This window comes from Aeromicrobium sp. Root472D3 (genome assembly GCF_001426485.1).
Classification (GTDB): domain Bacteria; phylum Actinomycetota; class Actinomycetes; order Propionibacteriales; family Nocardioidaceae; genus Aeromicrobium.
Genome location: NZ_LMET01000001.1, coordinates 1,752,927 through 1,778,410, shown reverse-complemented (window position 1 = coordinate 1,778,410; position 25,484 = coordinate 1,752,927). Strand labels below are relative to the sequence as shown.

The 25,484-nt window shown below is 72.0% G+C and carries 23 protein-coding genes; 5 read left to right on the top strand and 18 right to left on the bottom strand.

The window, feature by feature from the left end; all coding sequences use genetic code 11:
- Positions 1 to 21: 21 nt before the first annotated feature.
- From ASD10_RS08700 to ASD10_RS08685, 4 genes are all read right to left on the bottom strand, one after another.
- Positions 22 to 831, bottom strand: a complete 810-nt coding sequence (locus ASD10_RS08700; protein WP_056607368.1) for a CHAP domain-containing protein — start codon at positions 829 to 831, stop codon at positions 22 to 24.
- A gap of 141 nt (positions 832 to 972) precedes the next feature.
- Entirely contained in the window at positions 973 to 2,136 is a 1,164-nt protein-coding gene (gene hemW / locus ASD10_RS08695; RefSeq protein WP_056607366.1) for a radical SAM family heme chaperone HemW, read from the bottom strand.
- A 3-nt stretch (positions 2,137 to 2,139) separates the two neighbouring features.
- Positions 2,140 to 3,975 (bottom strand): long-chain fatty acid--CoA ligase, encoded by a 1,836-nt coding sequence (locus tag ASD10_RS08690; RefSeq protein ID WP_056607364.1) that lies wholly within the window; start codon positions 3,973 to 3,975, stop codon positions 2,140 to 2,142.
- A 64-nt stretch (positions 3,976 to 4,039) separates the two neighbouring features.
- On the bottom strand, positions 4,040 to 4,678 hold the full coding sequence (locus ASD10_RS08685) for an MOSC domain-containing protein (protein WP_056607362.1): 639 nt from the start codon (positions 4,676 to 4,678) through the stop codon (positions 4,040 to 4,042).
- A 57-nt stretch (positions 4,679 to 4,735) separates the two neighbouring features.
- On the opposite strand from ASD10_RS08685, the gene ASD10_RS08680 reads away from it, so the two are divergent.
- Positions 4,736 to 5,971, top strand: coding sequence for an FAD-dependent oxidoreductase (locus tag ASD10_RS08680; protein ID WP_056607359.1), 1,236 nt, complete (start codon positions 4,736 to 4,738; stop codon positions 5,969 to 5,971).
- 28 nt (positions 5,972 to 5,999) lie between these two features.
- On the opposite strand, the gene lepA is transcribed toward ASD10_RS08680, so the two are convergent.
- Positions 6,000 to 7,856, bottom strand: coding sequence for a translation elongation factor 4 (lepA, locus tag ASD10_RS08675; protein WP_056607358.1), 1,857 nt, complete (start codon positions 7,854 to 7,856; stop codon positions 6,000 to 6,002).
- A 190-nt stretch (positions 7,857 to 8,046) separates the two neighbouring features.
- Here lepA and rpsT point away from each other — a divergent pair, with 190 nt between their 5' ends.
- The gene (rpsT, locus tag ASD10_RS08670; RefSeq protein ID WP_056607357.1) at positions 8,047 to 8,307 is read left to right on the top strand and encodes a 30S ribosomal protein S20; all 261 of its coding nucleotides are present in this window, start codon (positions 8,047 to 8,049) and stop codon (positions 8,305 to 8,307) included.
- A 56-nt stretch (positions 8,308 to 8,363) separates the two neighbouring features.
- On the opposite strand, the gene ASD10_RS08665 is transcribed toward rpsT, so the two are convergent.
- The 9 genes from ASD10_RS08665 to ASD10_RS08625 form a co-directional block, all read right to left on the bottom strand.
- On the bottom strand, positions 8,364 to 9,536 hold the full coding sequence (locus ASD10_RS08665; protein WP_056607355.1) for a DUF418 domain-containing protein: 1,173 nt from the start codon (positions 9,534 to 9,536) through the stop codon (positions 8,364 to 8,366).
- A 2-nt stretch (positions 9,537 to 9,538) separates the two neighbouring features.
- The gene (gene holA / locus ASD10_RS08660; RefSeq protein ID WP_056607353.1) at positions 9,539 to 10,510 is read right to left on the bottom strand and encodes a DNA polymerase III subunit delta; all 972 of its coding nucleotides are present in this window, start codon (positions 10,508 to 10,510) and stop codon (positions 9,539 to 9,541) included.
- Positions 10,511 to 10,519: 9 nt separating this feature from the next.
- Positions 10,520 to 12,715 (bottom strand): ComEC/Rec2 family competence protein, encoded by a 2,196-nt coding sequence (locus ASD10_RS08655; protein WP_157432515.1) that lies wholly within the window; start codon positions 12,713 to 12,715, stop codon positions 10,520 to 10,522.
- A gap of 14 nt (positions 12,716 to 12,729) precedes the next feature.
- A complete protein-coding gene (locus ASD10_RS08650) occupies positions 12,730 to 13,491 on the bottom strand; it encodes a ComEA family DNA-binding protein (protein WP_157432514.1) in 762 nt (253 codons plus the stop codon).
- 174 nt (positions 13,492 to 13,665) lie between these two features.
- Positions 13,666 to 14,430, bottom strand: a 765-nt coding sequence (locus tag ASD10_RS08645; RefSeq protein ID WP_235501790.1) for a DegV family protein, incomplete at its 3' end; no start/stop codon positions are given.
- A gap of 66 nt (positions 14,431 to 14,496) precedes the next feature.
- Positions 14,497 to 17,331: a leucine--tRNA ligase gene (leuS, locus tag ASD10_RS08640; RefSeq protein WP_056607349.1), complete on the bottom strand. Its 2,835-nt coding sequence runs from the start codon at positions 17,329 to 17,331 to the stop codon at positions 14,497 to 14,499.
- A 151-nt stretch (positions 17,332 to 17,482) separates the two neighbouring features.
- A complete protein-coding gene (locus ASD10_RS08635; RefSeq protein ID WP_157432513.1) occupies positions 17,483 to 17,731 on the bottom strand; it encodes a hypothetical protein in 249 nt (82 codons plus the stop codon).
- 9 nt (positions 17,732 to 17,740) lie between these two features.
- A complete protein-coding gene (locus tag ASD10_RS08630; protein ID WP_056607345.1) occupies positions 17,741 to 19,438 on the bottom strand; it encodes a sodium:solute symporter family protein in 1,698 nt (565 codons plus the stop codon).
- Positions 19,439 to 19,507: 69 nt separating this feature from the next.
- Positions 19,508 to 20,032 carry a MarR family winged helix-turn-helix transcriptional regulator gene (locus ASD10_RS08625; protein ID WP_056607343.1) on the bottom strand — a complete coding sequence of 175 codons (525 nt, stop codon included), beginning with the start codon at positions 20,030 to 20,032 and terminating at the stop codon, positions 19,508 to 19,510.
- A gap of 39 nt (positions 20,033 to 20,071) precedes the next feature.
- Between ASD10_RS08625 and ASD10_RS08620 the strand changes: the two genes are divergently transcribed.
- The 3 genes from ASD10_RS08620 to ASD10_RS08610 are packed head-to-tail and all read left to right on the top strand — an operon-like array spanning position 20,072 to position 22,376.
- Positions 20,072 to 21,019, top strand: a complete 948-nt coding sequence (locus ASD10_RS08620) for an EamA family transporter (protein ID WP_056607341.1) — start codon at positions 20,072 to 20,074, stop codon at positions 21,017 to 21,019.
- A complete protein-coding gene (locus ASD10_RS08615) occupies positions 20,986 to 22,071 on the top strand; it encodes a M4 family metallopeptidase (protein ID WP_056607339.1) in 1,086 nt (361 codons plus the stop codon). The genes ASD10_RS08620 and ASD10_RS08615 overlap by 34 nt, the downstream gene beginning before the upstream one ends.
- 23 nt (positions 22,072 to 22,094) lie before the next feature.
- On the top strand, positions 22,095 to 22,376 hold the full coding sequence (locus ASD10_RS08610) for a protealysin inhibitor emfourin (protein ID WP_082556107.1): 282 nt from the start codon (positions 22,095 to 22,097) through the stop codon (positions 22,374 to 22,376).
- Between the two features lie 9 nt (positions 22,377 to 22,385).
- On the opposite strand, the gene ASD10_RS08605 is transcribed toward ASD10_RS08610, so the two are convergent.
- The 4 genes from ASD10_RS08605 to ASD10_RS08590 all read right to left on the bottom strand — a co-directional run bounded on the left by ASD10_RS08605 (position 22,386) and on the right by ASD10_RS08590 (position 25,476).
- Positions 22,386 to 22,745, bottom strand: coding sequence for an SIP domain-containing protein (locus tag ASD10_RS08605; RefSeq protein ID WP_157432512.1), 360 nt, complete (start codon positions 22,743 to 22,745; stop codon positions 22,386 to 22,388).
- Positions 22,746 to 22,866: 121 nt separating this feature from the next.
- The gene (locus tag ASD10_RS08600) at positions 22,867 to 23,358 is read right to left on the bottom strand and encodes a Dps family protein (RefSeq protein WP_056607335.1); all 492 of its coding nucleotides are present in this window, start codon (positions 23,356 to 23,358) and stop codon (positions 22,867 to 22,869) included.
- 95 nt (positions 23,359 to 23,453) lie between these two features.
- Positions 23,454 to 24,128 (bottom strand): TrkA family potassium uptake protein, encoded by a 675-nt coding sequence (locus ASD10_RS08595; protein WP_056607334.1) that lies wholly within the window; start codon positions 24,126 to 24,128, stop codon positions 23,454 to 23,456.
- Positions 24,121 to 25,476, bottom strand: coding sequence for a TrkH family potassium uptake protein (locus ASD10_RS08590; protein ID WP_056607333.1), 1,356 nt, complete (start codon positions 25,474 to 25,476; stop codon positions 24,121 to 24,123). Before ASD10_RS08590 ends, ASD10_RS08595 begins: the two co-directional genes overlap by 8 nt.
- Between the last annotated feature and the right edge of the window lie 8 nt (positions 25,477 to 25,484).

Here is a 25,484-nt window from a genome sequence, read left to right as displayed (position 1 = left end):
CTGCCCCGTCCCGGGCGGTCACTACGAGATCGTGACGGCCGACGTGCCGAGCAGGCGGTCGGACCCGCCCGTGCCCGGCGTGTTCAGCGCGTACACGAACAGCACCGTCGGGCCGCGGGTCGCGAGCGTCGTGTAGCGCTCGAACCGGAAGAACTCCGTGCTGAAGCGGTACTGCTCGACGCCGGGCGTGCCGATCGGGCCGCCGACCGTCACGAGGTAGCCGCGCTGCCCCGCCTCGACGTCGGGCTCGTTGGCGGTCGCCGACAGACGCACGACGCCGTTTCCCTCGCCCCGCGCCCACAGCATCGCACCGGCGGGAGACCCGTCGGTGTCCTTGAAGTGGATGAACCCCGACGGCCAGGCGCTGCCCTTGCGCTTGAGGACGCGCCACATGAACGTCCCGCCGAGGTGGTCCTCCGAGATCACGATCGAGCCGTCCGACCGGACCGCCTCGACGTACGCGACGTGGCCGCCCTTCGAGGCGCCGTGGTAGCGCGGCTTCCACCACGCCACCGAGCCGACCCTGGGCGTCCGGCTGACCGGGATGCCGGCCTTGCGCGCCGCCGAGCCCCACGTGCCGGAGTCGTTCGCGCCGGGCGGACGCGGCACGGTCCGGCCGTGCGTCAGCCGGTAGGCCACGTAGTTGGTGCAGTTGTGGCCGGCCCGCATGTTCCAGAACGACCGCCCGTACACCGGTGCGTAGCCGCCGTGGGCCCGCCCCTCGGCGGCACACGCCCGGAACCCCTTGCACAGCGTCGTCGAGCTGGACGCCGCCCCCGCGGGCCCCGCCATCACGACAGCCGTCGTCATCATCATCGTCGCGACCGCCACGAGCGCAAGAATCGCCCGTACCAGCCGATGTGCGTGGCACATCGCTCCCTCACCGCTCTCCCTGGTACCTCATCGAGCCCACTCCCACGGGCTCGCTCCCTGGCGTCAGACTAGGCGGTAACTCGGAGTGACGCGCGCGAATCAGTCGACGAGCTGGCGGACCACCGCATCGGCGAGCAGCCGACCCGTGCGCGTCAGCACCAGGCGGTCGTCGCCGAGCGTCACGAGGTCGCGGTCGACGAGGTCGTGCACCTGCGAGCGCGCGCCGGCGCCCAGCGCCGACACCGACAGACCCGACCGCAGCCGCGTCTCGAGCATGATGCGCTCGACGTGCGCCGTCGCGGCGTCGATCGACTCGCCGTCGTGCCGCGCGCTGCCGTCGGCCGCGAGCCGCTGCGCGTAGGCCGCGGGGTGCTTGACGTTCCACCAGCGCTCCCCCGCGACGTGCGAGTGCGCCCCGGGGCCGATGCCGAACCAGTCGTCGCTGTGCCAGTACAGGACGTTGTGGCGGCACTGGGCCGCCTCGTCGCGCGCCCAGTTCGACAGCTCGTACCAGCCGAGCCCGGCCTCCGTCAGCAGGTCGTCGGCCAGGAGGTACTTGTCGGCCGTCTCGTCGTCGTCGGGCATCACGACCTCGCCGCGGCGCACCTTGCGGGCGAACGCGGTGCCCTGCTCGACGATCAGGGCGTACGCGCTGACGTGGTCGGGCTCGAGGGCGACGGCCTGCTCCAGGCTCGTGCGCCAGTCGTCCATCGACTCACCCGGCGTGCCGTAGATCAGGTCGACGCTGACCTGCTCGAAGCCCGCCTCGCGCGCCCACCGGACGGCCTGCGGGACGCCGGCGGGGTCGTGCGTGCGCTCGAGCGTCGCGAGCACGTGCGGGACGGCCGACTGCACGCCGAACGAGATGCGGTTGAAGCCGCCGGCCCGCAGCGTCGCGAGCGACTGCGGGGTGACCGAGTCGGGATTGGCCTCGGTCGTGACCTCGGCACCGTCGAGCAGACCGAAGGAGTCGTCGACGGCGCGCAGCATCCGCACGAGGTCGCCGGCCGGCAGCTGCGTCGGCGTGCCGCCGCCGAAGAACACCGTCTCGACGGGGCGCCCTCCCCCGGCCGGCCCCGAGGCCACGATCTCTCCGATCGCGGTGTCGGCGTACGAGGCGCGCGTGGCCCCCTCGCCGAGCTCGTCGGCGGTGTACGTGTTGAAGTCGCAGTACCCGCAGCGCACCGAGCAGAACGGCACGTGCACGTAGACGCCGAGAGCCCGGCCCCGCGTCGTCGGGGTCGGGCTCTCGGCGTGTGGCACCCGCTAAGCGTAGAAGCCGTCGAGGATCGCCTTGTTGTTGGCTTCGACGACGTTGCGCTTGACCTTCATGCTGGGGGTGATCTCACCGGACTCGATCGACAGGTCGTGGTCGAGGATCGCGAACTTCTTGATCGTCTCCCAACGGTTGACCTTGGCGTTGAGCTCGTCGATCTGGCCCTGGACGACCTCGCGCATCTGCGGCGAGCTCACGACCTCGGTGTAGGACTTGCCCTCCATGCCGTGGTGCGTCGCCCACTCGGCGACCGCGTCGGGATCGAGGGTGATGAGCGCCGAGCAGAAGTTGCGCTCGTTGCCGTGCACCAGGATCTGGCTCGTCAGGGCGCTGATGCCCTTGAACATGCCCTCGATGTGCGGCGGGGCGACGTACTTGCCGCCCGAGGTCTTGAACAGCTCCTTCTTGCGTCCCGTGATGAACAGGAAGCCGTCCTCGTCGATGCGCCCCTCGTCGCCCGTGTGCAGCCAGCCCTCGTCAGTCAGCGTCGACGCGCTCTCGGTGTCGAGGTTGTGGTACCCGCGCATGACGTGCGGGCCCTTGATGAGGATCTCGCCGTCCTCGGCGATCTTGGCCTCGCTGCCCGGGAACGCCATGCCGACCGAGCCGATCTTGAAGTTGTCGGGCTGGTTGACGAACGCGCCGGCCGAGTTCTCGGTCAGGCCGTAGCCCTCGAGGATCAGGACGCCCGCGGCGTGGAACCACTCGGCGATGTCGGGAGACAGGGCCGCCGCGCCGGAGATGAAGAACCGCACGCGGCCGCCGAAGCGGGCGCGCACCTTGGAGAACACGAGCTTGTCGGCGAGCGCGAACTGGGCCTTGAGCACCGGCGAGACGGGCTGGCCCGACCGGACGGCGCGCGAGTGCGCGAGGCCGACCTTCTCGGCCCAGCGGAAGATCTTGAGCTTGGCCCCGCCCTCGGCCTCCGTCATGCCGATGATGCGGCCGTACGCCTTCTCGAAGATGCGCGGTGCGGCCCCCATGAACGTCGGCCGGACGATCGCGAGGTTGTCGACGATGCGCGGGACGCGGCCGTCGATCGCGGTCGCGAAGCCGATCGCGAGCTGCGTCGACAGCAGCACCTTGCCGAACGAGTGGGCCATCGGCAGCCACAGGAACTGCAGGTCGTCCTCGGTGAGGATGTCGGCGGCCACCATGACGTAGCCCTCGTAGACCCAGCCGTCGTGCGCGAGGCGGACGCCCTTGGGCCGTCCCGTCGTGCCGGACGTGTAGATCAGGGTCGCGAGCGAGTCGCCGGTCAGGGCCGCGACGCGGTCCTCGACGACGGTCGGGTGGTCGGCGAGGTGCTTCTCGCCCAGCGCCTCGAGGTCGTCGAAGCTGATGACCCAGTCGCCGTCGGTGGTGCCGTCGAAGACGACGACCTTGCCGACCGACGGCAGCTCGGAGTGCTTGGCGCGCAGCTTGGCGACCTGCTCGTCGTCCTCGGCGAACACGACCTTGCTGTCGGAGTCGGCCAGGATGTAGGCGACGTCGTCGGCCATCGTCGTCGGGTAGACCGTCGTGGTCGCGGCGCCGGCGGCGTTGATCGCCAGGTCCGACAGGATCCACTCCAGACGGGTGCCGGACGCGATCGCGACACGCTCCTCGGACGCGATGCCGAGCGACACGAGGCCGGCGGCCAGGCGGGTCACGCGATCGCCGGTCTGGCTCCACGTCAGCGACTGCCACGTCTCGTTCGCGTCGGGGTACCGGTAGGCCTCGCGGGAGCCGCTCTTCCTCACTCGGTCGAAGAACATCGCGGACACGCTGGTCGGGCGACCCTCGATCACGGCGAGCTGTTCGGGGGTGACGGCAGGAGCAGGCATCTGGTGATCCTTCGCTGTACGTACTGGGGGAATGTGGTGCCGATCACCTTAACCTACTGGCCGGTCACCTCGGCCGGTCGTTGCGACGTTCACCCAACCGGCGGGCGACGAACGAGTCGATGCGCGGCTCGTCGGCGAGCCGCGGGATCAGGGCACGCTCGGTCGTCAGCGCGCGGAACAGCAGGTCGACCGTGATGTCGTGGTCGCGGCGCTCGACGACCTCGATCGCGTCGCCGGTCTCGACGGGCCCCTCCTCCAGCACCCGCAGGTACGGGCCGGGCCGGCGACCGGCCATGAACCGTCGCACCCACTGCGCCTCGTCGAGGAAGCCCTGGAAGACCGAGCACGGGATGCGGACGCCCGCGATCTCGAGCAGGGCCCCGCCGACCCGCCAGCGGTCGCCCGCCCTCGCATCCGTCAGGTCGATGCCCTCGGTCGTCAGGTTCTCGCCGAACTGGCCGGGCCGCAGCGTCCGGCCGAGCTCGTCCGACCATGCCTGCAGGTCCTCGGCCGCGTAGGCGTAGACCGCCTGGTCGGGCCCGCCGTGGAAGACCTGGTCGGCGACCTGGTCGCCCGCGAGCCCCACGACGTCGACGTGCACGGGTCCCTCGACCGGGCGCTTGTCGATCGCGCTGCGTCCGAGCTTGCCCCACGGCACGTCGACCGTCCGCCCGACGTTGACGGACACGAGGCGGGCTGGCATGGGTCGAGGCTATCGCCGAGAAGAGCCGAGGCGCGCCGCGGATGGCATCGTGGACGCATGACGGATCGAACGGACGTGGTCGTGGTCGGCGCAGGGCTCGCAGGACTGGTCTGCACCGCACGGCTGCAGCGGCTCGGCGTCGACGCCCGCCTGCTGGAGGCCTCCGACGCGGTGGGTGGCCGGGTGCGCACCGACGTCGTCGACGGACACCTGTGCGACGTCGGCTTCCAGCTGCTGAACCCGGCGTACCCGGCGGTGCAGGAGCTCGTGGACGTCGACGCCCTGCACCTCCAGCCCTTCGCCGCCGGGGTGCGGGTGAGACGGGGCGAGGGCGCGGCGACGCTCGGCGACCCCCGCCGTGAGCCGAGGCTGCTGGCGTCGACCCTGCGCAGCGGTCTGCTGCGGCCCACGGAGCTGGCAGGCCTGGCGCGCTGGGCGGCGCCGATCCTCGGCGGCGAGCGGCGCATCATGCGCGGCGACGACACCACGCTGGCGGCCTCGCTCGACGCGGCCGGCGTGCGCGGACCCCTGCGCGAGCAGGTGCTGGAGCCGTTCCTCGCCGGCGTCCTGGCCGACGACACCGGCGCCACCTCGGCCCGGTACGCGCGCCTGCTGATCCGGTGGTTTCTGCTCGGCACGCCGGCCCTGCCGCAGGACGGCATGCGGGCCCTGCCGGCCCAGCTCGCGACGACGCTGGCGCGACCGGCCGAGACCGGCACCCGCGTGGTGGGGATCGACCGCACGTCGGCGGGCGTCACGGTGCGCACGGCGTCGGGCGCGGTCGACGCGCGGGTGGTCGTGGTCGCCACCGACGTCGACGACGCGACGGGCCTGGGCGTCGTCCCGCCCGCCCCCACCGGCGGTCTGGTCACGTGGTGGTTCAGCGCGCCTGCCGGGCTGCCGCAGGACCGCCTGCTCGTCGTCGACGGCGATCGCGGGCCCGTCGTCAACTCGGCGGTCGTCTCCGCGGCCGCCCCCAGCTACGCCCCGCCCGGGCGCGACCTCGTGCAGGTGACGACGCTGGCCGGAGCCGGACTCTCCGACGCCGCTGCGCTGGCCGAGGCGGCGCGGCTGTGGCGGGTCGACGTCGCCGGCTGGGACCTCCTGGTGCGCCACGACGTCGTCCGGGCGCTGCCGAGGTCGACCCCGCCCCTGGACCTGCGGCGGCCGTCCGACGTCGGCGGCGGCGTCTTCGTCTGCGGCGACCACCGCAGCACGCCGTCGATCCAGGGTGCGCTCGCATCCGGGCAGCGGACGGCCCACGACGTGGCCACCGCCCTCGGGGCGCGCTGAGGCCCGTCCCCGATCGCGATCCGCGGGCCTACTTCTTGTCGACGTCGCCCGTCGAGAGCGCGGCGATGAACGCCTCCTGGGGGACCTCGACGCGGCCGACCATCTTCATGCGCTTCTTGCCCTCCTTCTGCTTCTCGAGCAGCTTGCGCTTGCGGCTGATGTCGCCGCCGTAGCACTTGGCGAGCACGTCCTTGCGGATCGCGCGGATGTTCTCGCGGGCGATGACGCGCGCGCCGATCGCGGCCTGGATCGGCACCTCGAACTGCTGGCGCGGGATGAGCTCCTTGAGCTTGCCGGCCAGCGAGACGCCGTACCCGTACGCGTTGTCGCGGTGCACGATCGCGCTGAACGCGTCGACGACCTCGCCCTGCAGCAGCACGTCGACCTTGACCAGGTCGGACGCCTGCTCGCCCGTCGGCTCGTAGTCGAGCGACGCGTAGCCCTTCGTGCGGCTCTTGAGCGCGTCGAAGAAGTCGAACATGATCTCGCCCATGGGCAGCGTGTACTTGATCTCGACGCGGTCCTCCGACAGGTAGTCCATGCCGATCAGCACGCCGCGGCGCGCCTGGCACAGCTCCATGATGACGCCGATGTAGTCGGACGGGCTCAGCACCGTCGCCCGCACGACCGGCTCGAGGACCTTGTCGATCTTGCCGTCGGACGGGTACTCCGACGGGTTGGTGACGACGATCTCCTTGCCGTCCTCCATCTCGACGCGGTAGACCACGTTGGGCGCGGTCGAGATGAGCTCGAGGTTGAACTCGCGCTCGAGGCGCTCGCGGACGATCTCGAGGTGCAGCAGTCCGAGGAAGCCGATGCGGAAGCCGAAGCCCAGCGCGCCGGACGACTCGGGCTCGTAGACCAGTGCCGCGTCGTTGAGCTGCAGCTTCTCGAGCGCGTCGCGCAACGTCGGGTAGTCGTCGCCGTCGAGCGGGTAGAGGCCCGAGTAGACCATCGGGTTGGGGGTCTTGTAGCCGCCGAGCGGCTCGGTCGCGCCGCGGATGTTGGACGTCACGGTGTCGCCGACGCGCGACTGCCGCACCTCCTTCACCCCGGTGATGAGGTAGCCGACCTCGCCGACCCCCAGGTCGGGCGCCTTGACGGGCTCGGGCGAGATCACGCCGACCTCGAGCATCTCGTGCACCGCACCGGTCGACATCATCTTGATCTTGTCGCGGTGGCTGAGCTTGCCGTCGACGACGCGGACGTACGTCACGACGCCGCGGTACGTGTCGTAGACCGAGTCGAAGATCAGCGCGCGCGGCGGGGCGTCGGGATCGCCCTTCGGCGGCGGGATCTCGTCGACGATCAGGTTGAGCAGCTCCTCGACGCCCTGACCCGTCTTGGCCGAGACACGGAGGACGTCGTCGGGGTTGCCGCCGATGATGCCGGCGATCTCCTCGGCGTACTTCTCGGGCTGGGCGCCGGGCAGGTCGATCTTGTTGAGCACCGGGATGATGTCGAGGTCGGCGTCGATCGCGAGGTACAGGTTCGCCAGCGTCTGCGCCTCGATGCCCTGCGCGGCGTCGACGAGCAGCACGGCACCCTCGCACGCCTCGAGGCTGCGGCTGACCTCGTACGTGAAGTCGACGTGGCCCGGGGTGTCGATCATGTTGAGGACGTAGACCTCGCCGGCGTCGTCGCCGCTGCTCTTGACGAACGGCATGCGCACGGCCTGGCTCTTGATCGTGATGCCGCGCTCGCGCTCGATGTCCATGCGGTCGAGGTACTGGGCCTTCATGTCACGGCCGTCGACGACGCCGGTGTGCTGCAGCATGCGGTCGGCCAACGTCGACTTGCCGTGGTCGATGTGCGCGATGATGCAGAAGTTGCGCAGGACCTTCGGGTCGGTGGCCCCGGGCTGGGGGACGGGGCGGGTGCTCATGATGAGACATTCTCCCATCACCCGCGGCAGGATCGTGCCGCGAGGCGTACCCGCTCACCGATTTGAGGGCACGGGCCACCGGCTGATAGAGTTGGCGGTCGCGTGCCTCGGCACGTCCACACACCTCTGGGCACGGTCTGCGTGCCGTCTTCATCGTCGAGTACAACACCAAGAGAAGTAGGTCTCCCCCGTGGCGAACATCAAGTCGCAGATCAAGCGCAACCGCCAGAACGAGCTGGCTCGTGAGCGCAACAAGTCCGTGCGCTCCGCGCTGAAGACGGCCGTTCGCCGCTTCGAGGAGGCCGTCGCCGCGGGCAACACCGACGACGCCAAGAAGCTCGCCAGCGTCGCGACGCAGAAGCTCGACAAGGCGGCCTCGAAGAAGGTCATCCACAAGAACCAGGCGGCCAACCGCAAGTCGGCCATCTCCAAGAAGGCCGCCGCGCTCTGATCGCGCCGGCCTGACACAGGCCCCGCTGTCGACCGACAGCCACCGAACGCCCCGGCTCACGCCGGGGCGTTCGTGCGTTCCGCGTCCTGGTGTCTCGACGCGGACGACGTGCCGTACGTCGAGACCAGCCGCACGACCGCCTCGAGCGGGCCGCGACGCGCGAACGTCAGCCACACCGTGGCCAGGGCGCACAGCACGACGACCTGCAGCAGCCAGTCGCCGTAGCTGCCCAGGCGGGCCGTGGGGTCGTCGCCGGCGTTGGCGCGGACGGCCAGCCGCCAGCTCCAGATGACGTGGACGGTGTAGAGCGTCAGGGTCATCGCGCCGGCCGCCCGGACGGGTCGCAGCACCAGAGGCGCCCACGGCACCCGGGCGACCAGCGCGCAGAGCCCGATGACCACGAGCGCCGAGCCGATCGCGCCGAGGACGTTGAGCGGGCGCGACGTGTGCTCGCCGACGAGCCACAGCTCCTTCCAGGTGGCGGGCTCGTACGGGTAGGCGCTGGAGACGAACAGCTGCCGCCAGCCCTGCACGTACCACTCGTCGAAGACGCCCCGCGAGATCGCGACGGCCCCCGCGGCGAGCGAGCCCGTCAGCAGCACGACTCCCCCGCCCAGCACCGCGACCGCGACGCGCGCACGCCCCAGGTCGAGCCGTCCGATGCCGAGGCCCACCAGCACGTACGCGAACCACACCCCGGCGGGGTAGGCGCCCCACACGACGAGCTCGGCCAGCAGCGACCACGGCGGCACGACGTCGGACAGCTCGGCCTGGTCGGAGACGACCGGCGCGTGCGCGATCTGCAGCCACAGCAGCAGCACCGGCACCACGACGGCCCAGACCAGCCCCAGCCCCAGCAGGACGCGGGCCCGCAACGGACGGAACGGCAGGGCCACGACGATCATCAGGCCGTAGAACGCCAGGATGACGTACACCGGCATCTGGTCGAGCGAGCCGAGGCACAGGCCCAGCACGACCAGGATCGCCGCCCGGATGCCGGTCGCCCGCACCGACCCCGCGCCGTGCGGGTCGCGGCGGTGCACCAGCGACAGCGCGACACCGGCGAGCATCGCGAACAGGGGCGCCGCCCGGCCGCTCGCGATCATCTGGCCCACGGGCGGGTCCTCGCCCACCCACGAGGGCCCGAGGTGGACGAACATCATGCCGATCAGGGCCAGGCCGCGCGCGAGGTCGACGGCGTCGACCCGGCTCGCCCGCGTGCCGACCACCTCTACCGCCTCCGGCGCGCGGCGACGGCGAGCACCATCCGCTCGACCGCGAACGCGGGATCGGCGGCCCCGCCCTTCACGTCGAGATCGGCCTGCGCGACCGCGGCGATCGCGCCCGCGAGGCCGGCGGCGTCCCAGCTGCGCAGCTGCGCCCGCATCGACCGGATCTTGAACGGCGGGGCGCCGATGTGGGCGGCGAGCTCGTTGTCGCGCAGGCCCTCGGGCGCCCCCGACAGCTTGGCCAGCGACCGCAGGCCCGTCGCGAGGGCCGACGTGATGAGCACCGGTGCGACCTTGGCCGACTCGGCCCACCGCGCCTGCTCGAGCGCGACGTCGATGCGTCCGTCGATCGTGGCGTCGGCGATCTCGTAGCCCCGCACGTCGGCGCGTCCGCCGAAGTACTGCTGCACCAGCGACGTGCTGATGTGCGCGCCCTGCTCGAGGTTGTCGACGAGCTGGTCGGCGGCGCCCGCGAGGGCCCGGAGGTCCTGCCCGACGGCGGCGACCAGGTACGTCGCGGCCTGCTCGTCGATGCGGGCGCCGAGGTCGCGCACCTCGGTGAAGACCCAGCGGGCGTAGTCGCGCTCGTACTTGGGCTGCTCGACCTTGACCTCGCTGACGACCGGGGCCTTGCGCAGCTTGTCGAGCAGGCCCTTGCCCTTCTGGCCGCCGCTGTGGACCAGCACCACGGCGATGTCGGGCGACGGTTCTGCGACGTACGCCAGCAGCTCGCCCTGCGCCACCTCGGGGAGGTCCTGCAGCTCTGTCAGCACCAGCGCGCTGGCGTCGCTGAACAGCGACGGGCTCGTGAGGCCGGCCAGCTCGCCGGCCTGCAGGCCCGAGGCGGTCGTCGTCGCGACCTCGCAGTCGGGCTGCTCGGCCGTGACGACCTTGACGGCCTTGGCCCGCGTGCGGTCGGCCAGGAACTCGGCATTGCCGGTGATGAGCAGGATCTTGCCGAATGCCGAGGCCACCTGGCGATCCTAGCCTCGACCCACGACGGACATCCGGCCGTCGCGCACGACGACCGCGACGTCGCCGTCGCGGTCGGTGCGCCACCACGCCGTGCCGTCGTCCCGCAGCATCGCCAGCAGCGCGGCGGTCGGGTGGCCGTAGTCGTTGTGCTCGCCGACGCTGATCGTCGCGATGCGCGCGTGCGCCGCCGCGACGAAGCGGGGCTCCTGGTCGGCGCTGCCGTGGTGGGCGACCTTCAGGACGTCGGCCGCGACGTCGGCGCCCGAGCGCAGGATGCGTTGCTGCGCCTCCGCCCCGACGTCGCCCGTCAGCAGCAGCCGCACGCCACGCACCGTCGCGCGCAGCACGACGCTGACGCCGTTGCGGTCGCCGGCGGGCGGCTCGTCGGCCGGCGGCCACAGCACCTCGGCCGACGTCTCGCCCAGCGTGAACGACTCCCCCGCCTCGGCCACGTGACGCGGCACCCCGCGGATCGGCGGCCCACCCGACGTGCCGACCACGACCTGGTCGACCCGGCGCCCCTCGACGGCTCCGCGCCAGCCGTCGACGTGGTCGGCGTCGCCGTGCGTCAGCACCAGCAGCCGCACGGTGCGGACGCCCAAGGACGTCAGGCACCGGTCGACGGGAGCGTCGTCCTCGCCGACGTCGACCACGACGGCCTGGCCGGGACCCACCGGCAGCACCGTCGCGTCGCCCTGGCCCACGTCGCAGCTGACCATGACCCAGCCGGGCGGCGGCCACCCGGTCTCGGGCGGACGCCAGATGCCGACGGCGAGCCCCAGCACGAGGCCCACGAACAGCACGGGACGCGACGCCAGGCGCACGGCGACCCACGTCGCCGCCGGCACCACGACGAGCAGGACCTGCCACGGGGCGTGCCACTCGAACGACGAGGCGTCGAGGCCTGCCGCGGTGTGCCCCACCGTCAGGATCCAGCTCGCGCAGGCCCCCGCGGCCGTGCCGCACACCTGGCCCAGCGGCGCCCACACGAGGGAGAGCAGGCCGCCGACCAGACCGGCGACGGTCGCGGGCGCGACGGCCGGCGCCGCGAGCAGGTTGGCGAACACGGCGACCAGCGAGACCTCGCCCGACAGCGCCGCGAGCGCCGGGGTGCACACCAGCTGCGCCGCGAGCGGCACGCCGATCGCCAGCGCGCACCACCGCGGCATCCACGCCTCCAGCCGGCGCGCGAAGACCGGCGCCAGCACGAGGATGCCGGCCGTCGCGCTGACCGACAGCACGAAGCCCGGCGACCTCGACAACCACGGGTCGACGAACAGCAGCCCGACGACGGCCCAGCACAGCGCCCGCAGGCCACCGCGCGAGCCCAGGCCGAGTGCGGCGACGCCGACCGCGCCCATCGCGGCGGCCCGCACGACGCTGGGCTCCGGACGTGCCAGCAGCACGAAGGCCGCGATCGACAGGAGCCCGACGACCCACAGGCCCCGCCGTCCGAGGCCCCCGGCCCGTGCCACCGCCATCGTCACGCCGAGCACGATCGTCAGGTTGGTGCCCGAGACAGCCGTCAGGTGCGTCAGCCCGCTGCGCCGGAAGTCGTCGTCGACGTCGTCGGTGATGGCGCCCTCGTCTCCGTCGACGAGCGCGGGCACGAGCCCGCGCGGCTCGTCCGACAGGTGCGAGACCGACCGCCGGACGCCCTCGCGAACGTGCTCGGACGCCTCCCACCACCACGCCGCGCCCGTCGCCGGGCCGATGCGTCCGACCCTGATCGTCACGCTCTCGTCGGACCGGTCGGACGGCGCGAGACGTCCCTGCACCACGAGCCGCCGCCCCACCACGAGGTCGTCCGGGCGCCCGTCGACGAACGCCGTCGCCGCCTCGCGCACCCGCAGGTCGAGGTCGCCGGCCGCGACCCGCCGGACGACGACGCCCACGACGGTCGACGCGACGCCCCGGCGCTCGATCGTGCGCGCGTCGCTGCTGACCTGCACCTCGAGGGTCACGAGCTGCCCGCTGCGGGCGAGGCCGACCAGGGGCGAGTGCTCGACCGTCGCGAGCCGCCACGAGCACGAGACCGCCACGGCGGCCACGCAGACCGCCGCCAGCGCGAGCGGGACGACCCGCCGGCGCCACGAGGCCGCGGCGACGACGACCGCGGCCGTGCCCACCACGGCGGCCGTCACGGACCCCGACGTCACGAGCCATGCCGCGAGGCACCACGAGGCCGCCGCCCCGGGCACCATGCGCCCGTCGTGCGTCACACCACGACGAGGTCGCGCAGCTCGGCCAGCGTCGCGTCGCCGATGCCCTTGACGTCGAGGAGGTCGTCGACCGAGGTGAAGCGACCGTTCGTCTCGCGCCACGCGAGGATCGACTGCGCCGTCACGGGCCCGACACCGGGCAGGGTGTCGAGCTGTTCGGCGGTCGCGGTGTTGAGGTTGACCTTGGCCGCCGCGCCGCCACCGGGCCCGACGCCACCCGTGGCTCCACCCGCGGCGGGAGCCGCCGCGTCCACCGGGTCGAGGCCGACCAGCACCTGCTCGCCGTCGGTGAGCTCGCGGGCCATGTTGAGCGTCGTGGTGTCGACGCGACCCTTCAGGCCACCCGCGGCCTCGATGGCCTCGTAGACCCGCGACCCCTTCGGCAGGGTCACGATGCCGGGGCGGCGCACCCGGCCGACGACGTCGACGATCAGCTCGGCAGGACCGCTGGTCGGCGGCGGGGCCCCCGCCCCCGTCGACGCCGGTGCCGCCGACGAGCCGAACGCCAGCGGGGCGACGGGCTCGCTCGTGCGAGGGCGCCCCGCGAGCAACCACCACACCAGCAGCACCGACGCCGCGACGGCGACCACGGCCAGCGCCCGGGCGTGCGGGACCTCGAGCCGGCGGCGCTGCGGTGCCTCGGGCTCCTCGGCCGGCGGGAGCTCGGCGTCGAACGACGCCGCGAGGCGCGCGAGACGCCGCCGTGCGATGTCGGCGCGGGTCTCGTCGAGCGGGTCGTCTCGGTGCAGCGGCTTCACACCTCGAAACTAGGCACCGACGGACGTCCGCGGCAGTCGCCCGACGCCCGCTGTGGACAACCTCCACCGGCCGGCGGACGGTGGGGACCGCACGTCGTCGGGAGAGCGCCGGTGCTCAGCGCGGCGTGATCGTCACGGAGATCATGCCGGGGCCCACGTGCGCGCCGATCGCGNGGGGATCGACTCGACCGCCAGCGAGGACGCGAGCCGCTCGGCGACCGCGGTGGCGGTCGCCAGGCTGGCGAGGTGCTGCACGCCGATGTCGAAACCGGCCTCGCACGCCCCGGCCGTCTCGACCGCCAGCGCCTCGAGCCGGGCCAGCGCCTTGGCCTTGGTGCGGACGCGCTCGAGCGGGACGACCGCGCCGTCCGCGATCGTCAGGATCGGCTTGACCGCCAGGGCCGAGCCGATCAGGGCGGCCGCGGCCCCGACGCGTCCGCCGCGGCGCAGGTACTCGAGGGTGTCGACGTAGATCAGCACCGACGAGGCCTCGCCGGCCCGCCGCGCGGCGTCCGCGACGCCGACGGCGTCCTCGCCCTCGTCACGGGCCCGTGCGGCGCGGCCCGCCGCGAAGCCCGTCGCGATGCCGACCTGCGTCGAGTCGATGCACGTGACCGGGACGGACGACTGCTTGGCGGCGAGCTGGGCCGACTCGAGGGTGCCCGACATGCGTCCGCTGAGGTGCACCGAGACGACCGACTCGGCGCCGTCGGCGGCGAGGCGCTCGTACACCGCGAGGAAGTCGTCGGGGGTCGGCCGCGAGGTGCTGACCGGGACGAATGCGGCCAGCGCCTCGGCGATCATGTCGGCCGTGACGTCGTCACCCTCGGTGTAGGTGTCGGCCCCGATGATGACCTGCAGCGGGACGACCTCGATGTGCTCCCGCTCGGCGTCGTCCGGCGACAACGAGGACGTCGAGTCCGTCACGATGCCGATCATGGTCCCAGCCTATCCGTACGTGTCCCAGATCACGTCGTCACCACGGGTCGCGCGACCCCCCGGTCGTCAGACGACGATGCTGACGAGCTTGGGGGCCTTGACGATGACCTTGCGGATCTCGCGGCCGTCGATCGACCGGACGACGTTGGGCTCGGCCAGGGCCAGCGCCGTCAGCTCGTCGTCGGTGACGTCGGGGCTGACCTCGAGCTTGCCGCGCACCTTGCCGAGCACCTGCACGACGCACGTGACCGACGACGACGTCAGGTGGGCCGGGTCGGCCTCGGGGAACGGCGCGCGGATCAGCGACTCGTCGTGGCCCAGCCGCGCCCACAGCTCCTCCGACACGTGCGGTGCCAGCGGCGCCAGCATCAGCACGAGCGGCTCGACCGCGGCGCGACTCGTGACGCCGGCCTTCGTGAGGTGGTTGGTCAGCTCGATCAGCTTGGCGACCGCGGTGTTGAAGCGCAGGTTCTCCATGTCGCCGCGGACGCCGTCGATCGTGGTGTGCAGGACGTGCAGCGTCGCGGCGTCGAGGTCGGCGTCGTCGACCAGCGACTCGCCGGTCTCCTCGTCGACCAGCAGGCGCCACACCCGCTGCAGGAAGCGCTGCGACCCCACGACGGCGCGCGTCTCCCACGGGCGCGACACGTCGAGCGGGCCCATCGACATCTCGTACACGCGGAACGTGTCGGCCCCGAACGCGTCGTACATCTCGTCGGGCGTCACGACGTTCTTGAGGCTCTTGCCCATCTTCCCGTACTCGCGGGTGACGGGGCTGTCGTCGTGGAAGAACGAGCCGTCGCGCTCCTCGACCTGCGAGGCGTCGACGTAGACGCCGCGCTCGTCGGTGTACGCGTAGGCCTGGATGTATCCCTGGTTGAACAGGCGGTGGAACGGCTCCTCGCTCGTGACGTGACCGAGGTCGAACAGCACCTTGTGCCAGAAGCGGGCGTAGAGCAGGTGCAGCACGGCGTGCTCGACGCCGCCCACGTACAGGTCGACGCCGCCCGTGCCGCCGGGCGTGCGGGGGCCGAGCCAGTAGCGCTCGTTCTCGGGGTCGGTGACGGCGTCGGCGTTGTGCGGGTCGGTGTAGCGCAGCTCGTACCACGACGACCCGGCCCAGTTGGGCATCGTGTTGGTCTCGCGGCGGTACTGCCGGGGCCCGTCTCCGAGGTCGAGCGTCACGTGCACCCACTCGTCGGCGCGCGCCAGCGGCGGCTCGGGGTTGCTGTCGGCGTCGTCGGGCTCGTAGGTCTTGGGCGAGTAGTCGGGGACGTCGGGCAGCTCGACCGGCAGCATGTGGTCGGGCACCGCGATGGGCTGGTCGGACTCGTCGTAGACGATCGGGAACGGCTCGCCCCAGTAGCGCTGACGGCTGAACAGCCAGTCGCGCAGGCGGTACGTCGTGGTGCCCTCGCCGGCGCCGTGCGCCTCCAGCCACGCCACGACGGCGGCCTTGGCGTCGGCGACGCCCAGACCGTCGACGTCCAGGTCGCCGTGCGACGAGTTGATCGCGGGGCCCTCGCCCAGGAAGACCCCCTCGTGGCCCTCGGGAGCCTGGATCGTCGGGACGATCGGCAGGCCGTACGCCGTGGCGAACTCGTGGTCGCGGGCGTCGTGCGCCGGGACGGCCATGATCGCGCCGGTGCCGTAGCCGGTCAGCACGTAGTCGGCGATGAAGACCGGGATCTGCTCGCCGTTGACGGGATTGGTCGCGTACGAACCGGTGAAGACCCCGGTCTTGTCCCGGTTCTCCTGGCGCTCGACGTCCGTCTTGGCTGCGGCCATGGCGCGGTAGGCGGCGACGGCCTCGGCGGGCGAGTCGACGCCGTTGGTCCAGCTGCGCGGCGTGCCGGTGGGCCACGCGTCGGCGACGATCGCCGACACGAGCTCGTGCTCGGGGGCCAGGACCGCGTACGTCGCGCCGAACAGGGTGTCGGGACGCGTCGTGAAGACGTCGAACGACGTCGCGGCGGCCTCGACCTGGAAGCGGACGCGGGCGCCGTGCGAGCGTCCGATCCAGTTGCGCTGCATGTTCTTGACCGACTCGGGCCAGTCGACGCGCTCGAGGTCGTCGATCAGCCGGTCGGAGTACGCCGTGATGCGCATCTTCCACTGGCGCAGGTTGCGGGTGAACACCGGGAAGTTGCCGCGCTCGCTGCGACCCTCGGCGGTGACCTCCTCGTTGGCCAGCACGGTGCCGAGGCCGGGGCACCAGTTGACGGGCGACTCGTCGACGTACGCCAGGCGGCGAGAGTCGATCAGCAGGCGCCGCTCGAGGGGCTCGAGGTCGGCCCACCCGGCACCGTCCGGCGCGGTGCGCGCGCCCGACTCGTACTCGGCGCGCAGCTCGCTGATCGGGCGGGCGCGCTGCTGCTCGTCGTCGTACCAGGACTCGAAGATCTGCACGAAGATCCACTGCGTCCAGCGGACGAAGTCGGGGTCGATCGTGGCGAAGCTGCGGCGCGGGTCGTGCGCCAGGCCGAGGCGGCGCAGCTGGCGTCGCATGTTGGCGATGTTGGCGAGCGTGTTGGTGCGCGGGTGCTCGCCGGTCTGGACGGCGTGGATCTCGGCGGGCAGGCCGAACGCGTCGTAGCCGAGGGCGTGCAGCACGTTGTCGCCCCGCATGCGGCGGTAGCGGCCGACGACGTCGGTGGCGATGTAGCCGAGGGGGTGGCCGACGTGCAGTCCCGCACCCGACGGGTACGGGAACATGTCCATGATGAAGTACTTGTCGCCGAGCGGCTGACCGTCCTGCGTCGTGCCGGCGAGGTCGCCGACGGGGTTGGGGGCCTCGAACGTCCCCTCGGCGTCCCACCGGTCCTGCCAGCGTCGCTCGATGTCGCCGGCCAGGTCACTGGTGTAGCGGTGGGAGGCGGAGGTCTCGTCAGGCGTGGTCACCGCCCGAATCCTACCGGGGACTCCCCCCACCCCCGCCGACGAGTCACGCACGCCCGCCCGCGAGTCACGCACGCCCACCCGCGAGTCACGCACGCCGGGCGGCGAGGAACCCGCGGCGACTCGTCACGGGGCACGAGCGACTCGTCGGCGGTCAGGTGGGGTCGGCGGGGACGACGACGGGGCGCAGGCGCGCCCACGCCGCGAAGGCGATCGCGACGACCAGCATGCCGATGCCGCCCCACAGGTTGATGTTGAGGCCGTCGCCGCGCGCCAGCTCCTCCTCGGTCGCGTTGAACAACCCGAGCAGGATCAGGATGACGCCGTAGATGCCCAGCAGTCCTCCGATCACGAATCGGATGTCGAACACGCCCGCCTTCTTCTTCTGCTGCTGCTCACTCATGGCGATCTCCTAGCGGAACATCAGGTTGAGGACGATGACGATGGCCAGGCCCATGCCGGCGAGCTTCGTCGGGGACTGGTACCAGGGCAGCGAGCCCTCGTCGGGGTCGACCAGCGACTCCTTGGGCGTCAGGGAGTACACGAGACCCTCGAGCTCCTTCGGGTCGCGAGGCCTGGTCATGAAGGTGACGACCACGCTCACGACGATGTCGACGACGAACGCCGCACCGGCCGCGGCGAAGCTCGCGCCCTGGCCCGACAGCTCCAGCACCCCGGTGCTCGCCCCGCCGAACGCGTCCTCGCTCAGGAACGCGACCGCGACCGCGGCGGCGGTGCCCGCGACCAGGCCCGTCCAGCCCGCCGTCGCCGACATGCGCTTCCAGAACATGCCGAGGATGAAGGTCGCGAACAGCGGCGCGTTGAAGAAGCCGAACAGCGTCTGCAGGTAGTTCATGAGGTTGTCGTAGTTCGACGCGAAGTAGGCCGTGCCGATCGCGATGACGGTCGCCGCGACCGTCGCGACGCGTCCGACGCCGAGGTAGTAGCCGTCGGGCCGGTCCTTCTTGACGTACTGCTGCCACAGGTCGTACGAGAACACCGTGTTGAACGCCGAGATGTTCGCGGCCATGCCGGCCATGAACGACGCGAGCAGGCCGGCGATCGCGACGCCGAGCATGCCGTTGGGCAGCAGGTCGCGCATCAGCAGCAGGATCGCGTCGTTGTACGTCGCGCCGCCGGCGTCGCCCTGCCCCGACTTGAGGTTCGCGATCTCGGGGATGATGATCGCCGCCGCCATGCCGGGGATGATCACGATGAACGGGATGAACATCTTCGGGAACGCGCCGATGATGGGCGCGCGCCGCGCCGACGACAGCGAGTCGGACGCCATCGCCCGCTGCACCTCGACGAAGTTGGTCGTCCAGTAGCCGAACGACAGCACGAAGCCCAGGCCGAACACGATGCCGATCGTCGACAGGACCGGGTTGTCGATGCCCGTCAGGTCGGTGCCGGGCCAGGACGACAGCTGCTCGGGACCGGGCTGCACCTTGTCCTTGATGCCCTGCCAGCCGCCGACCTTGTGCAGCGCGATGATCGTCAGGGGCGTCAGGGCCGCGACGATGACGAAGAACTGCAGCACCTCGTTGTAGATCGCGGCCGACAGACCGCCGAGCGTGATGTAGCTCAGCACCACGATCGCCGCGACGATCAGCGAGACCCACAGGGGCCAGCCCAGCAGGCGGTTGACGATCGTCGCGAGCAGGTACAGGTTGATGCCCGCGATCAGCAGCTGCGCGATCGAGAAGCTCAGGGCGTTGACGAGGTGGGCGCCGGTGCCGAAGCGCCGTCGCATGAACTCGGGGACGCTGCGCACGCCGGAGCCGTAGTAGAACGGCATCATCACGATGCCGAGGAACAGCATCGCCGGGACGGCGCCGATCCAGAAGTAGTGGAACGTCGCCACGCCGAACTCGGCGCCGTTGGCCGACATGCCCATGATCTCGACGGCACCGAGGTTGGCCGAGATGAACGCGAGCCCCGTGACCCACGCAGGCAGCGACCGGCCGGACAGGAAGAAGTCGAGGCTCGACGACACCTGCCGCCGGGCCAGCACCCCGATCCCGAGGACGACCGCGAAGTACAGCGCGATGATCGTGTAGTCGAAGAAGTCGGCGTTGAGCCTGAACGTGTCGTCTGCTGCCCGAAGCACCGGGACCCCCGTCTCGTGCGGGTCGCGGCCCCCGCGGCCGACCCACCCGGCGACGTTACTCCCGACCGGTCAGGGCCGCATGTCAGCCCCGGTCCCGGCCGCGGCGTCGAACGAGTCGGCCAGCCGGCGCAGCAGCCGGACGAGGTCCGCACGCTCGCGCCCCGAGAGGCCGGCCATTATCCGCGCCTCGTTCGCGAGGTGGGCGGGGTAGGCGTCGTCCATCAGGGCGATGCCCTCCGTCGTGAGGCGGACGCGCCGCCCGCGGGCATCGGCCTCGTCGACCCGACGCTCGACGAGGCCGAGCCGCTCGAGCCGGTCGAGCCGCTTGCTGACCGCGCCCGACGTCACCATCGTGCGGTCCCCCAGCTCGGACGGCGTGAGCTCGTACGGCGTCCCGTCCCGGCGCAGCGTCGCCAGGACGTCGAAGTCGCCGTCGCCCAGACCGTGCTCGGCGAACACGGGGCGCAGCAGCTCGTCGGCCCGGTCGGCCAGCCGCGAGAGGCGGCCGATGACGTGCAGGGGCGACGAGTCGAGGTCGGGACGCTCGGCCGCCCACTGACCCACGATCGTGTCGACGTGATCCTCGGCGCTCATGGGTTGATCATATCTTCCCCGGAAGATAGATTGCCTTCCATGGAAGATACTCCGCGCTGGTGGCGGGACCCCCTCGTCACCGTCGTCGCGCCCGTCGCCTGGGGCACGACGTACACCGTCACGGCGGAGATGCTCCCTCCCGACCGTCCGCTGTTCTGCGCCGTCGTCCGCGCGCTCCCGGTCGGACTGACGATCCTGGTGCTGCGCCGCACGCTCCCCCGCGGCTCGTGGTGGTGGCGCTCGCTGGTGCTCGGCACCTGCACGATGGGACTCTTCTTCGCGCTGCTGTTCGTCGCCGCCTACCGTCTCCCGGGCGGGCTGGCCGCCACCGTGACCGCGATGTCGCCGCTGGCCGTCATGGCGCTCGCCGCCCTCCTCATCGGCGAGCGCGCGACGGTCGGGGGCGTCGTCGGCGGCGTGACGGGCACCGCCGGCGTCGCGCTGCTGGTGCTCCGTGCCGACGCGTCGATCGACCCCGTCGGGCTGCTCGCGGCCGTCGGGGCGGTCGGCTCCGCCGCCCTCGGCTTCGTGCTGCTGAAGAAGTGGGAGCGGCCCACCGACCTGCTGACGATGACGGGGTGGCAGCTCACCGCGGCGGGGCTCGTCCTGCTGCCCGTCGCGGCCGTCGTCGAGGGTCCTCCCCCGTCGCTCGACGGTCGCAGCGTGGCGGGCTTCCTGTGGCTCGGCGTCGTCGGCACGGGCCTGGCCTATGCGTGCTGGTTCCACGGGCTCACCCGCATGACGGCCGGCAGCACGGCGCTGATCGGTCTGGTCAACCCCGTCGTCGGGACGCTGCTGGGCGTCGTGGTGGCGCACGAGGCGTTCGGCACCGCCCAGGCGGTCGGCGTGGCGCTGGTGCTCGGCGGCGTGGTGGCGGGCCAGCCCGCCGCCCTGTCCGCGGTGCGTCGGTTCGGGCCCTCGCGTCTGTCGCACCGCGCGCCTACCGTGGAGGCATGTCCCACGGCATCGTCCCGCCCTACCTGCTGAGGCACCTGTCCGAGCTCGACCGCGACGACCTGCGCGCGGCCACCGACGCCGCCCACCGCGCGCTGCTCGCACCGGGCCCGCCCCGCACGAGCCGTCGCTCCGCCGTCCCGGCCGGGCCGGACGGCCCCGTGGCGCCCACCGCCCCCGAGCGGACCATCAACGACGCCGCCGGCACCGAGACGCTGCCCGGCGACGTCGTGCGCCGCGAGGGCGACGAGCCCACCGGCGACGTCGCCGCCGACGAGGCGTACGAGGGCCTCGGCGCGACCCACGCGCTGCTCGCCGAGGTCTTCGGACGCGCCTCGATCGACGGCGCCGGCCTCCCCCTGCTCGCCACGGTGCACTACGGCCGGCAGTACGACAACGCCTTCTGGGACGGCGGCCGCATGGTGTTCGGCGACGGCGACGGGCAGGTGTTCGGCCGCTTCACGGCGTCGCTGTCGGTCATCGGGCACGAGCTCGCCCACGGTGTCACGCAGTACACCGCCGAGCTCGTCTACGAAGGCCAGTCGGGCGCGCTCAACGAGTCGATCTCGGACGTGTTCGGCGCGCTGGTCGAGCAGCACTCCCGGGGGCAGTCGGCGGCGCAGGCCAGCTGGCTGATCGGCGAGGGCCTGTTCACCGACCAGGTCGAGGGCAGCGCGCTGCGCTCGATGAAGGCGCCGGGCACGGCGTACGACGACGACGTCCTGGGCAAGGACCCGCAGCCCGCGACGATGGCCGACTACGTCGACACGACCGACGACAACGGCGGCGTGCACCTCAACTCGGGCATCCCCAACCGCGCCTTCCACCTCGTCGCCACCACCCTGGGTGGCAACGCGTGGGACGCCGCCGGCCCCATCTGGTACGACACGATCACCGGCGAGCTGTCGCCGAGGGCGACGTTCGACGAGTTCGCCGCCGCGACGGCCGCGGCCGCGGCGACCCGCTTCGGCACCGACTCACGCGAGCACCGGGCCGTTCGCGAGGCGTGGTCGACGGTGGGCCTGCCGATCGGCGACACTGGCACCGACGGCACGGGCGTCACCCGCCCACGCGACAACCGCTGAGGACCGTCGGTCAGGAGCCATCGGTGGACGAGCTGCCCTTCGTCATCACGGTCGCCCGGACGGGCGGCTTCGCCGGCCTGCGCCGCGAGTGGTCGATCGAGGTCTCCGCGCCCCACGAGGCCGAGCACTGGCGACCCATCGTCGAGGCCTGCCCCTGGGACACGACCAGCGGCTCGGGCGCGGCGCCGGACGGGTTCGTCTACGACCTGCGCGTCGCCGGCCACGAGGCGGTCGTCGCCGAGCGCGAGCTCGACGGGCCGTGGCGACAGCTCGTCGACGAGGTCAGACGATCGGCCGAGGCCTGAGGCCAGGGCTCAGAGACGCTCGACGAGCGCGTTGATGCGGGGGCAGCTGGGCTCGACCCGCTCGCCGACCCAGATGCTGACGGTGCGGCGGTCGTCGATCTCGTCGGGGATCCACTCCTCGACCCACGCGGCCACGGCACGGGCCGCGGCGACACCGTCGCCCTGCGGCGAGCGCTCGACGCGGTGGACCGTCACGCGCAGCGGCGCCGCGAGCAGCGGCAGCTCGTCGTCGACGCCGGCCTCGATCAGCACCTGCCCGTAGGCGTCGGCGGGCAGCCACGCGAGGGCGGCGACGATGCCGGGCAGATCCGCGACGTCGCCGGCCAGGAGCACGTGCTCGGTCGGCATGCGGCGTCGGTGGGATCTCACCCGCTCAGAGTAGAGGTATGCCTAACCTCACTTCAAGCGGGGGTGACGCACGCCACGCGGAGCGGCGCACGCACGAGCCCCCGCCCCGTCGCGGTGACGGGGCGGGGGCTGCGAGGAACCATCAGGAGGCGATGTGCGCCTGGAGGAACCAGCGGTCCTTCGTCAGGCCCCGCTCGATCTCGATCGCGACGTCCTGGCTGCTGAGGTCGATGTCGTCCAGGCCCGTGACGGCCGCGCGGACCGTGACCAGGGCGGCGTCGATCTGCCGGACGGCGGCGGCCGCGGTGTCCTGCCACGACTGGAAGCCGTCGGCGAGGACGGGCAGCGTCGACTGGGCGGCGACGGTCTGCAGGCGGGCGTCGACCGGCAGGCCGAGGGCGACGATGCGCTCGGCGGCGGTGTCGGCGTAGTCCTGCGCGTGCTCGACGACCATGTCGAGGGTCTCGTGGACGCCGACGAAGCTGCCGCCGCGGACGTGCCAGTGCGCCTGCTTGCCGTTGACGACGAGGGCCTCGAGGTCGCGGACGACGGGGCTCAGGAACTGGGCGACGCCGGCGGCGATCTCGGACGTCGTGGCGAGGTCGGACGGGGCCTGCGTGTGAAGTGAGGTCATGACTCCACCCTGCCCACTTCTCCTTGCGGTTTCAACGAAGAGCAGGCTGACCTAAGGGTTGCGAGGCGAGCCTTGCCTGCCTCGCACGCCCCGGTTCACGACAGCGCGCAGAAGGCCTCGACCTTGGTCGTCGGCCCCGACACGATCAGCTCGTCACCGTCGAAGACCTGGGTCGTGGCCTGCGCGTAGGTGAAGTCGCTGCCGCGCGACTTGATCGCCACGATCGTGACGCCGTAGTCGGCCCGCAGCTTGGCCTCCTGCAGCGTCTTGCCGCACGCGCGGGAGGGCGACCGGGTGCGCGCGATCGCGAAGCCCTCGTCGAACTCGATGAAGTCGGTCATGGTGCCGGTGACCATGTGCGCGACCCGCTTGCCCATCTGCGACTCGGGCCGGATGACGTGCGTCGCGCCGACGCGCTCGAGGATCGCGGCGTGCTTGCCGCTGATGGCCTTGGCCCAGACCTCCTTGACGCCGAGGTCGAGCAGGCCGAGGACGGTCAGGACGCTGGCCTCGATGTCGGTGCCGATGCCGACGACCGCGACCTGGAACTGCTCGGCGCCGATCTGGCGCAGCGCCTCGGTGTCGGTCGTGTCGGCGGCGACGACGTGCGTGAAGTCGCTGGCGTACTTCTGCACGATGTCGGCGCGCTCGTCGACGGCCAGCACGTCGTGGCCCAGCTGCACGAGGGAGCGGGCGACGGCCGTGCCGAATCGACCGAGCCCGAGCACGATGACCGGGGCGGTCGGAGAGGTGTTGCGGTCCTTAGCCAATGATCGGTTGCTCCTCGGGAAGTTGGTACCGCGGCATCCTACGTCGCAGGACCAGTGCCCCCGCCGCGGCGATCGTGCCGACGCGTCCGAGGAACATCAGCACGATGATGACGCACTGGGCGTCCACCGGCAGATCGGGAGTGATGCCGGTGCTCAGCCCGACGGTCGCGAAGGCCGACGTGCACTCGAACAGCACCTCGTCGAACGCGAAGTCGGTCATGAGCATGACGAGGAACGTCGTCGCCGTCACGAGCATCACGGCGAGCAGGGCGATCGTGACGGCGGTGCGGACGACCCGGGGGCCGACGCGGCGGGCGCCGATCGTGATGTCGGGGTCTCCGCGCAGCTCGGCCCAGATGACGTAGGCGAGCAGCAGGAACGTCGTGATCTTGATGCCGCCGGCCGTGCTGGCGCTGCCGCCGCCGATGAACATCAAGATGATGCCGATGTTGAGCGTCTCGGGCCGCACCTGGCCCCAGTCGAAGCTGTTGAGGCCGCCCGACCGCGGCATGATGCCGCCCTCGACGCCGGTCACGACCTTGTGCCACACGCCCTGCCCGCCGAGCGTGGCCGGGTTGCTCCACTCCAGCGCCAGGAACACGACGGCGCCGAAGACCAGCAGCCCGATCGAGCCCCAGACCGTCAGGCGGGTGTGGATCGTCCACCGCGCGGGCGTGCGCCAGCCGCTGAACAGCTCGGCGAGCACCGGGAAGCCGATCGCGCCGAAGAACACCGCGAGCGCGATCGGGATGATGATCAGCCCGTCGCCCGCGTAGCCCACGAGGCTGTCGCGGTTGAGCGAGAAGCCGGCGTTGTTGAACGCCATGACGGCGTCGAACACGCCGTGCCACAGCGCCGTCGGCAGGTCGTCGAAGTAGGCACCGCGGTAGCGGGCCGTCAGCGCGACCGCCGTGACGGCCTGGAAGAACACCATCGTCAGCGCGACGCGCTTGAACAGCGGGCGCACCTCGCCGATGTTGACGACGTGCATGTCGGCCTGGGCCACGAGCCGCGTGCGCAGCCCCAGCCGCCCGCCGATGAACAGCCCGAGGACCGTCGCGAGCGCGACGATGCCGAGACCGCCGATCTCGACGAGCACCAGGATGATGCCCTGCCCCGCCGGCGACCAGTACGTCGACGTGTCGACCGTCGCGAGCCCCGTGACCGTGACGGCGGACGTCGACGTGAAGAACGCCGGCATGAAACCGGGCGAGGACTGCCCCGACCGCGCGAACGGCAGCAGCAGGAGCAGGGTGCCGACGAGGATCAGCGCGAAGAACGTCAGGGGGAGCAGACGCACCGGGTGGGCGATCGAGGCCGGCAGCGACAGCCTCCGAGGGCGGAGCACGGCACGAC

Coding starts and splice junctions, on each gene's coding strand:
- ASD10_RS08690 (WP_056607364.1), bottom strand. CDS start 3,975: ATGCCTGCTCCTGCCGTCACCCCCGAACAGCTCGCCGTGATCGAGGGT.
- ASD10_RS08685 (WP_056607362.1), bottom strand. CDS start 4,678: ATGCCAGCCCGCCTCGTGTCCGTCAACGTCGGGCGGACGGTCGACGTG.
- ASD10_RS08680 (WP_056607359.1), top strand. CDS start 4,736: ATGACGGATCGAACGGACGTGGTCGTGGTCGGCGCAGGGCTCGCAGGA.
- lepA (WP_056607358.1), bottom strand. CDS start 7,856: ATGAGCACCCGCCCCGTCCCCCAGCCCGGGGCCACCGACCCGAAGGTC.
- ASD10_RS08655 (WP_157432515.1), bottom strand. CDS start 12,715: ATGGTGCCCGGGGCGGCGGCCTCGTGGTGCCTCGCGGCATGGCTCGTG.
- ASD10_RS08635 (WP_157432513.1), bottom strand. CDS start 17,731: ATGAGTGAGCAGCAGCAGAAGAAGAAGGCGGGCGTGTTCGACATCCGA.
- ASD10_RS08625 (WP_056607343.1), bottom strand. CDS start 20,032: ATGAGCGCCGAGGATCACGTCGACACGATCGTGGGTCAGTGGGCGGCC.
- ASD10_RS08620 (WP_056607341.1), top strand. CDS start 20,072: ATGGAAGATACTCCGCGCTGGTGGCGGGACCCCCTCGTCACCGTCGTC.
- ASD10_RS08615 (WP_056607339.1), top strand. CDS start 20,986: ATGTCCCACGGCATCGTCCCGCCCTACCTGCTGAGGCACCTGTCCGAG.
- ASD10_RS08600 (WP_056607335.1), bottom strand. CDS start 23,358: ATGACCTCACTTCACACGCAGGCCCCGTCCGACCTCGCCACGACGTCC.